At 71.3% G+C, this 13059-nt stretch carries 10 protein-coding genes; 3 read left to right on the top strand and 7 right to left on the bottom strand.

The genetic code is table 11. From position 1 onward, the window contains the following. The first annotated feature begins 31 nt into the window (after positions 1-31). Positions 32-2011, top strand: coding sequence for a M48 family metalloprotease (locus tag QSK18_RS15195; protein ID WP_285619740.1), 1980 nt, complete (start codon positions 32-34; stop codon positions 2009-2011). 6 nt (positions 2012-2017) lie between these two features. Here QSK18_RS15195 and QSK18_RS15190 read toward each other — a convergent pair whose 3' ends face one another. Beyond that, positions 2018-2641: a class I SAM-dependent methyltransferase gene (locus tag QSK18_RS15190; protein ID WP_285619738.1), complete on the bottom strand. Its 624-nt coding sequence runs from the start codon at positions 2639-2641 to the stop codon at positions 2018-2020. Positions 2642-2838: 197 nt separating this feature from the next. Here QSK18_RS15190 and QSK18_RS15185 point away from each other — a divergent pair, with 197 nt between their 5' ends. Then, positions 2839-3825, top strand: coding sequence for an LLM class flavin-dependent oxidoreductase (locus tag QSK18_RS15185; RefSeq protein WP_232811704.1), 987 nt, complete (start codon positions 2839-2841; stop codon positions 3823-3825). A 9-nt stretch (positions 3826-3834) separates the two neighbouring features. Here the strand turns inward: QSK18_RS15185 and QSK18_RS15180 are convergent, their stop codons facing one another. From QSK18_RS15180 to QSK18_RS15160, 5 genes are all read right to left on the bottom strand, one after another. After that, complete coding sequence (locus QSK18_RS15180) at positions 3835-4584, bottom strand: class I SAM-dependent methyltransferase (protein WP_232811858.1); 750 nt, start codon at positions 4582-4584, stop codon at positions 3835-3837. 5 nt (positions 4585-4589) lie between these two features. Beyond that, complete coding sequence (locus QSK18_RS15175) at positions 4590-5546, bottom strand: methylenetetrahydrofolate reductase (protein ID WP_352396541.1); 957 nt, start codon at positions 5544-5546, stop codon at positions 4590-4592. A gap of 113 nt (positions 5547-5659) precedes the next feature. Next, positions 5660-6292 carry a hypothetical protein gene (locus QSK18_RS15170; protein WP_232811706.1) on the bottom strand — a complete coding sequence of 211 codons (633 nt, stop codon included), beginning with the start codon at positions 6290-6292 and terminating at the stop codon, positions 5660-5662. 129 nt (positions 6293-6421) lie between these two features. Next, positions 6422-8377, bottom strand: coding sequence for an ArnT family glycosyltransferase (locus QSK18_RS15165; RefSeq protein WP_285619735.1), 1956 nt, complete (start codon positions 8375-8377; stop codon positions 6422-6424). 82 nt (positions 8378-8459) lie between these two features. Beyond that, positions 8460-9998, bottom strand: a complete 1539-nt coding sequence (locus QSK18_RS15160) for an AbeC-like domain-containing protein (protein WP_232811708.1) — start codon at positions 9996-9998, stop codon at positions 8460-8462. Between the two features lie 651 nt (positions 9999-10649). On the opposite strand from QSK18_RS15160, the gene QSK18_RS15155 reads away from it, so the two are divergent. Further along, positions 10650-12035 carry a sugar transferase gene (locus tag QSK18_RS15155; RefSeq protein ID WP_232811709.1) on the top strand — a complete coding sequence of 462 codons (1386 nt, stop codon included), beginning with the start codon at positions 10650-10652 and terminating at the stop codon, positions 12033-12035. An 18-nt stretch (positions 12036-12053) separates the two neighbouring features. Here the strand turns inward: QSK18_RS15155 and QSK18_RS15150 are convergent, their stop codons facing one another. Then, positions 12054-12887 carry a hypothetical protein gene (locus QSK18_RS15150; RefSeq protein WP_285619732.1) on the bottom strand — a complete coding sequence of 278 codons (834 nt, stop codon included), beginning with the start codon at positions 12885-12887 and terminating at the stop codon, positions 12054-12056. Positions 12888-13059: the final 172 nt, after the last annotated feature.

Genomic DNA, 13059 nt, shown 5'->3' with positions numbered 1-13059 from the left:
CTCAGTGGGTGGTAACCCCTAGAGTCCCCCGGTGGGTGCTTGGGGAATGCGGCTGCGGGTCTGGGCGAGTGTTGCGTTGCTGGTGTTGTTCCCAGTGGTGCTGATGGCTGTTCTGGTGCTGATCCTGGTGTTGTTCGTGATCGGCATCAAGTACGCCGGCCAGCTCGGCGGCAAGGTCATCGTGCTGGCGTTCCCACTGGTCGCGGCCGTGTTCGCGACCGGCCGCGAACTCCTGCGGCTGCGCCGGCTCCCGCCCGCCCCCGGGCTGGAGATCTCGCCGCAGCAGGAACTCCGGCTCTGGGCCGAGATCCGGGCGGTGGCCGAGGCCATGGACGAGGACCCGCCCGACCGGGTGGTGCTCTTCGGCCGGGTCACGGCGGCCGTCACCGAGGCCTCGGGCCGACGCGAGCTGCTGATCGGCCTGCCTCTGCTGATCGGTCTCACCCGGGCCGAACTGCGGGCCGTGATCGCCCACGAGATGGGCCATCTGGCGCACGGTCACACCCGCGGCAGCACCTTCGTCCACCGCGCCCACTACTTCCTCCAGGCCACCCTCGAAAACCACGACCCGGGCCTGGTCCGGCGCCTGCTCGTGGTGTACCTGAAGCTGTACGAACGGGTCTCGGCCTCGGTCCGCCGAGAGAAGGAACGCCAGGCCGACCAGTGGGCCGCCCGGCTGGCCGGACCGGAGGCGATGGCCGCCGCGCTGAGCCGGCTGCACTTCTTGTCCCTGGCCTGGGGGCAGGTGCTCGGCTCCTACGGGCAGGCGATGGTGAACGGCGGGCCCCGGGGCAGCCTCTCCGAGGCGTTCTCCGGCGTGATCCGCTACTCCGGCCCCGCCCTCGAGGAGGAGGTCCGCCGCAATCCCAGGCCCACCTCGCCCTACGACTCCCACCCGCCCGTGCCGGAGCGCATCGAACTGCTGCGCCGACTGCCCGTGCCGGACCCCCGCTCGGCCCCGTACCTGGAGTACCCGGACGAGCCGGCCTGGTCGTGGCTGATGCAGCCGGGGCAGCGCCTGACCGAGGTGGAGGCCACCCAGATCGCCCCCGGCCCCAGCCCCGCCGTCTCCGACTGGTCCAGCGTTCTCACCCGGCGCATGCTGCAGACCCACGACGAGTCGGCGGCCCTGCTGATGGGCGCACTGCAGCAGTTGGACCGGGACGCCCCACCCACGCTCGACTCGGTGCTGCGGGTGATGGCGGCCGGGCACGGCGAACGGCTCGCCGCCCCGTTGCTCCGGGGCGACACCCCGCGCGAGCAGCGTGTGGCCCAGGCCCGGCAGGTCCTGGGCCACACGCTGCTGGGCGCGATCATCACTCTGCTGGGCCAGGAGCGGCGGGTGGCCGCGCTGCCCGACTTCAGCCCCCAGGGCCCGTTCCGGATCGACTACCGGCGCCCGGACGGCCACTCCTTCGAACCTCCCCTGGACGAGGTCCTGGACGACCCGCTGAACGATGCCCTGGAAGACCCGCGCGCGGTCGGCCATCTGGCCGATGTACTGATCTGGGCCGGACTCGACCTACACCGGCCGGTCGCTCCCCCGGACCGGCCGGGCGGTGCTCTGCTGGCCGGGGCGGTGGCCCTGGCCAAGATCACCGTGAAGGGGCCGGCCCGTCACCACCTGCGTCCCCGGGGTGCGCAGGACGTGCTGGTGTTCGACGAGGGCATCCTGGCCGGGCGCACCCCGCCGGAGGGCCGGATGAATCCCTGGCGGGCGCTGAAGTGGGTCTTCACCCCGCGCAGCCACCACCACGACCGCGCCCTGCACCGGATCCAGGCCTTCGCCGACCAGGTCGGCGCCCACCCCCAGGCCTGGGCCCTGGCCAACGGCGGGACGTGGCTGACCTTCCGGCAGATCTCGGAGGTGAAGCACCGCGACGCCCTGGTCTCCGAGGGACAGGTGATGAAACTGACGCTGAAGGACGGTTCCCGGGTCCAGATCGAGACCACCAACGCCGGGCTGTGGATCGACGACGTGCCCCGGGTGGTGGCCGCCGCGATCAGCTGACCGGGTTCACACCTGCACCGAGCGGGCGACCACGAACCAGGTGCCGGTGAACAGCACCTCGCCGCCGATCTCGGCGGTGAGCTGCCGGGGCGAGAGGAATCGCTTGTACACCTGGTGCCGGGACCCGTCGTTCAGCACCCGTTCCTCGGTGCGGGACTCGGGCAGCCCGGGCCGCAGGGCCGAGTCGATGACGATCAGCTCGGGTGCCACCCGCCGCGCCTGGGCCAGGAACATCTCCCGCTCGTCCTCCGGCAGGTGCCCGTAGAAGTGCCCGGTGACCACGCGGTTGAAGGCGCCGTCGGCGAACGGCAGGTTCAGCGCGTCGCCGGTCATCGCCACCCCCTCCGGCAGCCGCGACTGGGTCAGCGCGACCATCGCCGGGCTCTGGTCGAGCGCCACCACCATCCCGGCCAGGTGACGGGTGAGAAATCCGCTGCCGCAGGCGATGTCGAGGGTGCGCGCGGCGGGCAGACCGGACACGAACTCGACCAGGCGGATCACCTCTTCCCGCCAGCCGGGCCGGTTGCGCGACGCGAACCGCCCCTCGCCGGTGTACCAGTCGTCGTACTCCCGGGCCCGCTTCTGGTAGTAGGCCGCGGTCGCCGCGTCCCTGGCGAACGAATGCAGCATGGGACCTCAGTTCATCCGTCCGGTTGCAGATGGCCGTCCGCAGGTTACCTCGACTTTCTGTGACCTTAAGGTAACTCCACGCAAGTGATCGATCCCCGTCAAACACCTGGCCGGATCCGGGACTACTCCTCCCCCACCGGCCGTTGCCACCTCAGGAAGACCAGCACGTTCGGAAACCGTGACGAAGGGCAGCAACCGTGGCCACACCCCTGTCGATCCTCGACCTCGCACCCGTGGCGAAGGGCCAGACCGCCGGTCAGGCGATCGCCGCCAGCGTCGCCCTGGCCCAGACCGCGGAGAGGACCGGGTACGAGCGGGTCTGGTACGCCGAGCACCACAACATGGCCGCGATCGCCTCCTCGGCCACCAGCGTCCTGATCGCCCACGTGGCCGCCAACACCACCTCGATCAAGCTCGGGGCCGGCGGGGTGATGCTGCCCAACCACTCGCCGCTGGTGATCGCCGAGCAGTTCGGCACCCTGGCCGAGGTGCACCCGGGCCGGATCGAGCTGGGCCTGGGCCGGGCCCCGGGCTCGGACCAGGCCACCACCTACGCGTTGCGCCGCGACCCGGCCACCGCCGAGAACTTCCCGCAGGACGTGGTCGAGCTGCAGGGCTTCCTGGCCGGGGAGTCCAAGGTCCGCGGTGTGCAGGCGATCCCCGGCAAGAACACCCGGGTGCCGCTGTACATCCTCGGTTCCTCGCTGTTCGGGGCCCAGCTGGCCGCCGCGCTCGGCCTGCCCTACGCCTTCGCCTCGCACTTCGCCCCGTCCGCCCTGCAGGACGCCGTGGCGATCTACCGCCGCGACTTCAAGCCCTCGGCCCAGCTCGACCACCCGCACGTACTGGCCGCGCTGAACGTGATCGCCACCGACACCACCGAGCAGGCCCAGGCCGAGCTGCGCCGGGTCAAGATCCAGCGGGTCGGCCTGCTCTACGGCCGGGGGCGCACGCTCACCGAGGCCGAGGCCGAGCAGATCGTCGACTCCGGCCAGGCGGTGCAGCTGGAGGAGATGACCAAGTACACCGCGGCCGGTACGCCCGGTGAGGTGAAGGACTACCTCGAGCAGTTCAAGAAGGTCGCCGACGCGGACGAGCTGATCGTCGCCTTCGCGCACACCGAGACCGAGGGCCGGCTGCGCTCGGTCGAGCTCACCGCCGAGGTCATGGGCCAGATCAAGTAGGCCCGCCGGTCAGCGCCGGACGGCGGCCAGCAGGTTCGCCCGCACGACGCCGTCCCCGATCAGCCGGCCGATCCGTCGTTCCTGCTCCTGGGCCTCGCTCAGCCGCGGGTCGCCGGTGTGCAGGCGCTCCACCAGGGCCTGCACCTCGGCGGCCTGCCGGTCCCACTCCTCGGCCCGGTCGTCGGCCGGCAGGTCGGCCGCGCGGATCGAGCCGGTGATCTCCAGGCCGGCCCGGTCCAGCAGGCCGGGAAGCTCCGCCTCCGAGGGGAACTCGTTGCCCTCCGGCGCCCCGGGCGGCTGCGGCTGATCGCTGGTGAACACCAGGAGCCCCAGCGCCGCGCCCGGTTTCATGATCCGGGCGATCTCCTCGACCAGCCCGGTCTTGTCCGAGGTGGTGCACAGCACGCCCAGGCACCACACAGCGTCGGCACTCTCGTCGGCCAGCGGCAGCCGGGCCCCTTCGCAGGCCAGCGCCGACACCGAGAACAACTGCGTCGCCGCCGCGCAGGCGGCCACCATTGGTTCGAGCACCAGGGGCCGGATGCCGTGATGCCGCGCCGCGAAGGCGGTTGGCCCACCCAGCCCGCCACCGACGTCCGTAAGCAGCATTTCTGGGCGTAGTCGGCACTCGGCTGCGAGCCAGTCGAGTACGGCCGGACTGGCACTGCCCTTACAGGCCGCAGGAATCGCGTACTCGGCACCGAGCAGCCCCACCGCGTCGGCCGTCCAGGTGGCCTGCACCCCGAACTCGGACTCCATCGCGCTCACTGGGCCAGCACCGTCCTTCCTACCTCGGCCTTGATTTCCGCCGCGAGAACCTCACCCCGCCCCGAAGCCAGCCCGGACAGGTTCACCCCCACCACCCCGTCCACTGCTAGTAGTTCCTGGGCCTCCGTAACCGCAGCCTCGATACCCGCCGCGACCGGATCAGCTGACGACAGAACCCGTTGCACCACAGCCTGATCCAGCCCCAGTCCAGGCAGGCTCAACGCGCGGGCGGACCGTTCGTCGGTATACACCGCAACCCCCGCGATCACCGGCATGCTTACCCCGGAATCGCGCGCGACGGAGACGAATTCAGCCACCCTGGCGGGCGAAGAGACGTGGTTCAGCAGGCAGATCTGCGCTCCAGCCCGTTGCTTCTCCCGTAGCCGTCCTGGGCGCAACGCAACCGGTGGGGCGTCGGGGGACTCGGCCACCGCAACCGTCAGTCCGGTCGAGGCCGCTAGGGCGGCGAGCCGCGTACTGTCGATGTCGAAAACCTGGGTGACTTCAGGACGTACGTCGTGAGCACGGCCGTCTCCGGTCACACAGAGCACGCCTGAGGCGCCCGCCGCGACCAGCCCCGCGAGCTCCTGCTCCAGCACCACCCGATTGCGGTCGCGGCAGGTCAGCGTCACCCACGCAGCGAGTCCGGCTTCCGTGATCAACCGGGTCATCAGGCTGGGCGGAAAATCCGGGCGGTTGTGGTGCTCACCGACCAGCACCCCGTCGCAGGATCCCCGCAGAGCCGCGGCGACCGCTTCTACGGAGGCCAGATCGTAGGGGCGAACGGTGAAGTCGGTGAGCACCAGGGTTTTCGAAGAGCCCAATTGAAGACGGGTGTCAGCTTGCGGTCCCGTCCACTCGACCACCTCACCGGCCACCGCGAACGGGCACGGCTGAGCGCGCATCTCGCAGCTCAGGTCTGGCCGCACGCCTCCGCACGGCCCGAACTCCATGCGCTTCGGGCAGCCCGGTTCCGGGCGTACCCCGCCGAGGAGGCCACCGTCATGCTCAAGCACTGCCACCCGACCGAGTCTGGAACCGTCTGGGCCGGGCTGCACTTTCAGAGTCAGGAGGTGGGAAAGGCGTCTGGTACCGCTTTGGGGCACTGTACGAAGCCGATACCGCCCATGTCGACCAGCACCGTCACGTAGCCGGACTTCATCAGCACCTGGCCAGAACGCTGGTAGGTCACCCGCACTTCCAGGGGGTAGGGCTCGGGGCAGGCGTCGGGCAGCTTCCACCGCACGGTGTAGAGCCGCGAGCTCTCCGGCTCGACCATCACTGCCTTCTCACTACGCCCGGGCCGCTTGCAGGTACCGCCGGACAGGGCCGGGCCTTCCTGGCTGAGCCCGCCGAGCGGGGGATGCCCCTGCACCCCGACCAGCAGGGCCGGTTCCAGGGCCACGTTGTGCAGCCAGAACGAGACCGTCACGTAGTTGCGGTGATCGGTACGCACCGGGCAGGTGTCCCGCAGGGCGAACGGGATGAGGTGGTCCGGATCCAGCTCGGTGGTGCTGATCGCCGGCTGCGGCTGGGCGTCGAAGCGCTCGTAGGGGTGGTGCGGGCTGCGGCCCACCGCCACGCTGCCCAGCAGCAGGACGAGGATCGCCCCCAGCGCGTAGAGCAGGAGGCGCAGGGGCGTGGGCGGTTGGCCTTCGGGGGTGTCCTCGCCCCCTGGCTCCAGATCGAGCGTCTCCACTCGCACCCCCACTGCCGCAGTGCCGGACGGCTACCGCGGGGCGGAGGAAGCGAGGAGGGGGCGCGGTGGCGCTGCGGGGAGGGGATCCGCAGCACCACCGCACCAGATCTGGGCCGTCTCCGGCGCGGTCTACGCAGCTTGCAGGTCGTACACCGTCTGTCCACCTACGGTAGTCGCGGTGTAGTTCGCCGCAACCCAGTCCGCGATCCCGCTGTCGCCGCCCCGGCCTCCTCCCATCCCGCCGCCCATGCCGCCGGAGATGAAGTACCGCACCTCACCGGCGGCCACGTAAGCCTGGAACTCCTCCAGGGTAGGCGCCGGATCGCTGCCGGAGAACCCGCCCAGCGCCATCACCGGCTGGTCGCTGGCCAGCTGCAACGGCGCGGCCGAGTTCGAGCTGACGGTGGCCGCCGCCCACTTGGTGCCGGCGTTCTGCAGCAGCTCGACCAGTTCGTCGCTGACCTCCGACCCGCTGCCCATTCCGCCCCCTCGACCGCCGCCGCCTCCGCCGAAGCCGGAAGAAGCTGCGCTGGACGGACCGACCGAGGGGATGGAGCCGGTGTGCGCGCTGGCGGTGGTGGCCACGGCGTAGGCCGCACTGCCGGCCACTCCCCCGAGCAGACCGGCCAGGACCAGCGCAGCCAGCGCCCGGGTGGCCAGCCGCAGCGGGACCAGCAGGCCGATTGCTGCGACCACGGTGACCGCGAGCACGAGGTAGCGCAGCTCCGGGTGCCAGTCGGCGTTGCGGGCCAGCAGCGTGTACGACCACAGGCCGGAGGAGAGCACCATCGCGGCCAGGGCGAGGCGGGCGCGCCAGAGGTTCCGGGCCTGCCACAGCGCCGTGCCGCCGACCGCGATCAGAGCGGCGATGGCCGGAGCCAGGGCAACGGTGTAGTACGGGTGGATCGTGCCCTTCATGTAGCTGAAGATCAGACCCACGGTCAGCAGCCAGCCGCCCCACACGATCAGCGCGGCCCGGGTGCGGTCGGTGCGCGGCCGGCGGGCGGTGATCAGCAGCCCGGCCACCAGGGCGATCAGCGCGGCGGGCAGCAGCCAGGAGATCTGGTTGCCCATCTCCGAGCCGAACAACCGGTTCAGCCCGGTGGCGCCGCCGAACGAGGAACCGGCCTGACCGCCCGTCCCGCCCATGCCGCCGCCTCCGCCGCCCCCGTTGCCGTCGCCCCCGAAGATGCGGCCCAGGCCGTTGTAGCCGAACACCAGCTCGAGCACGGAGTTGTTCTCGGAGCCACCGATGTACGGGCGTGAGCCCGCCGGCCACAGCGAGACCGCGGCGATCCACCAGCCGCAAGAGACGACCATTGCGACCAGACCGCCGAGCAGCTGCAGGATGCGCCGCTTCACCGGGGCCGGGGCGCAGACCAGGTAGGCCAGGCCGAGGGCGGGCACGATCAGCCAGCCCTGCAGCATCTTGGTCAGGAAGGCGAACCCGAGGGCGGTGCCGGCCAGCAGCACCCACTTGGTCGAGGCGTTCTCCAGGGCCCGCACCATGCAGTAGGTCGCCGCGGTCATCAGCAGCACCAGGAGGGCGTCGGGGTTGTTGAAGCGGAAGATCAGGGCGACGGCCGGGGTGAGGGCCAGCACCGCGCCGGCCACCAGCCCGGCCAGCGGGCCGGACCAGCGCTTGACCGCCGCGTACAGCAGGGCCACCGCGGCCACGGCCTCCAGCGCCTGCGGCACCAGCATGCTCCAGCTGCTGTAGCCGAAGATCCGCGCGGACAGGCCCATCACCCAGGTCGAGGCGGGCGGCTTGTCCACCGTGATGAAGCCGCTCGCGTCGAAACCGCCGAAGAACCAGGCCTTCCAGCTCTTCGAGGCGGCCTGCACGGCCGCGGCGTAGAACTCGTTGGCGTTGCCCGAGACCGCCACGTTCTGCAGGTACAGCGCCGCGGTGGCCAGCAGCAGCACGATCAGGGCGGGCCGGGCCCAGGCCGGGTCGGCCTGGGCGACCCGGTCAGCTGGATCGGCTGGGCCAGCTGATTTCGACGACGCCCACGGCAGACGCCGCCCCCGTCTGGGAGCGGCGGAGTCGGGGGCGGCGTCAGGCCCGGGCGAGGTCGTCGTCATGGTGACGACTCTTCACCCGGCGCCTGACCAGCGGCCGACCGTTTCCTAGGGGCCGGCTGTGCGTCTCACCGCCGTCTTCGCCTCAGGGGGTGGCGGTGATGCCCGGCACCATGAACGAGGCGGCCAGGTCGAACTCCTTCACGTCCACGTCGTGCTCGACCAGGAACTCCCGCAGCACGTCGATCGATCGGCGTTTGAACGCGTTGTGGTAGATCTTCTCGTCGGCCGCACCGAAGTGATTGCCGTTGGCGGCCGCGGCCGTCCGGTCGCGCAGGCTCGCGGCGGCGGCCCAGCTCAGGTCGTTGCGCTCTTCCAGCTCCTGGTCCAGGTCGACCCGGTCGGCGGCCTCCTGCCGGTCGATCCGGATCTTGCGGATCGCCCGGGCCGGGCTGCCCCACAGCAGCGGCCAGACCATCGGGAACACCGTGCGCAGCAACGGGAGCCGGTGCGCGCCGGGCCCCAGCGGGATCTTCACCACGTCGCCGTAGTCGGGCTTGAGCGGGCGCAGCGCGCAGACCGACATCTCCACCTCGAGCATCGGCCCGCGCTTCTCCACCCGCACGAACAGGGTGACCACCACCTGCCCGTCCCAGCCGGTGATCTCGAAGAACGTGTAGGGCCGGGCCGAACGGTGCTGGGCGCGCAGCGACTGCTCGATCCGCTCCTGCTTGACCTCGCTGACCGGCCGGCGGAACCGCAGTTCGTAGTCCGGGTCGTCGAGCACCGGACCGTGCCGGAACAGGCCGCCCACGGTGCGGGCGTGCCCACCGATCACGTACAGCCGCTGCCCCGTACGGGGCTTGTTCTCCATCGTCTGCGGGATCTGCTCCAGCAGGTACCGGTGCAGGTCGGGCGCCTCGAACACACGTGGCTCGGCGCGCTTGCCCAGCCCGGAGTCGAGGGTGCCGACCCGGGTGTCCACGGTGAAGCTCCACCGGTCGATCTGCTCGCCCGAGCCGTTGAACGGCGTCTTGCCGGCGAACACCACCACGTTGGCCCGCATCGAACTGCGGATCGACTCCTCCACGTCGGGCGGCAACGGCGGCGGGGCCACCGCGTTGAGCCCCCGGATGCCGATCGAGGCCAGCGCCGAGTCGTGCACCGCCTGGTAGTGCACCCAGACGATGACGAAGCCGGCCAGGTAGGCACCGACGATCGCGAAGAACATCAGCATCAGCAGCCCACCCGGGCCCAGCCCGCCGGTGAAGATGGACACCAGGGCCACCTCGGCGATGATCGCCACCGCGGCGGTGACCACCAGCAGCCACACGTCCCGGGTCTCCCGGCGCTGCTTGGCCTGGGCCGCGTGCCGGGCCAGCGCCACCGCGTCGATGTGCCAGTTCGGCGCCATCGCCTTCCAGTCCGGATAGACCAGGTCGTTCAGGACCTCGCCGCCGAACGAGGCGTTCAGGTGGATCGCCGAGCACAGCTGCCGGGAGATGCCGTCTCCGGCCGGGGTGAACGGCTGGGCCCGGCGGGCCGGGGCGCGGCGCGCGGCCCAGGGCGGCTGGAGCGCCTGACGCAGGCTGTCCTCCGGCGAAGGGCCGGGGATCAGCCGCGGCTTGGACTCGACCGTGGTGCGGCCGGCTCCGCGGTGGCGCGAAGTCTCCGAGGGCGGCATTCAGACTCCCTGCGTCGCTCACTGACCCTTGGTGGGGGTCACCGTGAGGGTAGTTCACCCGTCCGGCGGATCCACGGTGCTCGCCCGATACAGATGATGCACCGTCGATCAACGCAAGAGCGACAGGACGGGGCGAGTCACCCGATCTTTCCCCGCCCCACTTTCGCCCCGGTAACCAAACGCAACCACCACTCGTCCATCAATTCCCGGTCAATTCCGGGCAATTAAGGCATCCCTCTGACCTGCACGGATGTTCTTGTGACCAGAAGTGAATAACCGAACGCGGGCAGTGATGAATGGCCTAGGGTTGGGCGCGCCTGGACCGGCGCCGGTGGGCCGCCGCGCGGCCTGCCGCGAGCCGGACCCGGTTAACAACAGCGATCGGCCAGCGCGTTGTGGGGGTTTGTCCTGATGTCCCGGCGAGTAAGCCCGCAGGATGAGAACAATCCCGCTCACTCCCGGCCCGCGGATCACATCGGCACCACCGATATCGCCGATGCGGGCACCCGCCCGGCCCCGGGGGTGGCGGGCAGTGCGGGTGCAGTGTCAGCGTCGGGCTCGACCTCGGGCCCGTCTTCGGGCCCGGCCTCGGGGAGGGACGAGAGCAGACCGGACCGTGGCCTCCCCCGCCACGCCGACATCGATGCCCGGGTGGCGTTGACCCGCTACCGCCGCAACGCCCTGCTCGCCGACGCCCTGAGCGCCGGCGCCGCGGCCCTGCTGGCCATCATGCTGCGCTTCGACGGCGAGGCCCCCGGCTTCTGGGCCTGGATGCCGATCGTGCTGCCGGTGGTCTGGATCGGCATCGCCGGCCTGGACCGGGTCTACGAACGGCGTTTCCTGGGCGCCGGCACCGAGGAGTTCCAGCGCGTGCTGCGCTCGGGGGTGGTGCTCTTCGCGGCGATCGCCGTCACCAGCTACCTCTCCCGCTCGAACGTCTCCCGTTCGGTGGTCTTCTTCGCCGTGCCGGTCACCGTGCTGGGCGCCCTGGCCGCCCGGAAGCTGCTGCGCGTGCGCCTGCACCACGCCCGGGCCGCCGGGATCGGGCTGGAGCGCACCATCGTGCTTGGCGACGCCGAGGGCGCGGTGGAACTGGTGCACCTGCTGCGGCACACCACGCACCGCGGCATGGTGCCGGTCGGGGTCTGCCTGGCCGCCAGCCCGGTCACCCCCAGCGCCCTGGACGGGGTTCCGGTGATGGGCGGGCCCGAGGACGTACTGGCCGCCGTCGAGGCCACCGGTGCCCATGTGGTGGCCGTGGTCTCGCACCCCGATCTCTGGGGGCACCCGATGCGCGAACTGGCCTGGGCCCTGGAGGACCTGGACGTCGAACTGGTGGTCTCCCCCGGCATCGTCGAGGTGGCCGGGCCCCGCCTGTCGATCCGGCCGCTGGCCGGGCTCTCGCTGCTGCACCTGGAACAACCCACCGCGGCCGGCGGCGACCTGCTGCTGAAGGCCGCCTTCGACCGGCTGCTCGGCAGCTTCGTCCTGCTCGTGCTCTCGCCCCTGCTGATCGCGGTGGCGGTCGCGGTGCGCACCACCAGCCCGGGCCCGGCCCTGTTCCGGCAGACCCGGGTCGGGGTCGGGGGCCGGGAGTTCTCGATCTACAAGTTCCGCTCGATGGTCACCGACGCCGAGGCCCGGCTGATCGAGCTGGCCGAGCAGGACGAGGGCAACGGGGTGCTGTTCAAGATGCGCGCCGATCCCCGGATCACCCCGATCGGGGCGTTCCTGCGCCGCTACTCGCTGGACGAACTGCCCCAGCTGATCAACGTGGCCAAGGGCGACATGTCCCTGGTCGGCCCGCGCCCGCCGCTGCCCAGCGAGGTGGCCGGCTACTCCGACGACGCGGTGCGCCGGCTGCGGGTGCGGCCCGGGATGACCGGACTGTGGCAGGTCTCCGGCCGTTCCGACCTGAGCTGGGAGCAGTCCCTGCTGCTGGACCTGCGCTACGTGGACAACTGGTCGATGACGCTGGACCTGAGCATCCTCTGGCGCACGGTACGGGCCGTGCTGAAGGGCGAGGGCGCCTACTGAGCCCGCCGGGCGGCGGTCTCAGGCCTCCTCGTCCTCGCGGTCGGGGTCGGCCTCGGCCACCGCGAACCAGGCCTGGGCCTGCACCAGGTCGGCGCGGGTGATGGTGCCGCTGCGGATCGCCCACATGGCCAGCGGGAGCCGGAAGTCCTCGGCCGCGTCCGGCCGCTCACGGGAGACCAGCCCGGGCACCCCGTGGCTGTCCAGCTTCTCCCGCACCTGCTTGAACACGTTGCGCACGTAGCCGGGACGACGCCCGACCCGCTCGGCCACCTGCCGGTAGGTGGCGGCGCTGGCCTCCGGCCCGGAACGGGTCAGCAGCGGCTCGCACAGCGCGGTGAGCAGCCGCCGCTGGGCCGGGGTGAGCATGATCGGCGGCACCACCACGGTGGGTGAGGAGTCGGTCTCCTCCTCCGTCTCGGGACGTGAGGGCGGCAGGCCGCGGGCATCCACCTGCACCACGTACTCCCGGCCGAAGCGCCCGGTGACCACCACGTCGAACTGGCGCCAGGGCAGCGAGGTGGTGGCCGCGCCGGGCTCGACCGTACGGGCGGCCCCGGTGTGCGGGCGCAGGGTGAGCAGCTTGGACGAGGAGACGTTGCGGATCAGGACGCAGTCGGCGAGGACCCGCAGCGTGGCGGTGTGCCGGGAGACGTGGTCGTCCTCCGGTTCGTGGGCGACACGCAGGTCGCACGTGCGGCTGCGGCCGACCGTGACCTCCTGGCCCGGCCGGGCGGCCCGGCGCCCCGTGCCCTCGGCGACCGAGAAGAGCACGGCGGCGGACTGCGCCTCACCGAACGGTGGCTGACTCGTCGCGCCACCCGGCACCTGCTGGGTCATGCCCATCTGCCCCATCCGCGCAGTCCTTCCGGGGAAGTCCGCGCCCCGCACGCAAGACCTCCACTTTCGCTCATTCGCCCGGATCTGTCACCGGTCACCGCAAGGTACGGCACGAACAGCCCATTGACGACGAAACGAAAGTGGTATCCCGATGTGATCTGAGCAATCACGCCAAGCCCGGCACACT

The organism is Kineosporia sp. NBRC 101677, assembly GCF_030269265.1.
GTDB classification, from domain to species: domain Bacteria; phylum Actinomycetota; class Actinomycetes; order Actinomycetales; family Kineosporiaceae; genus Kineosporia; species Kineosporia rhizophila.
This window is presented reverse-complemented; position numbering and strand designations above follow the sequence as displayed.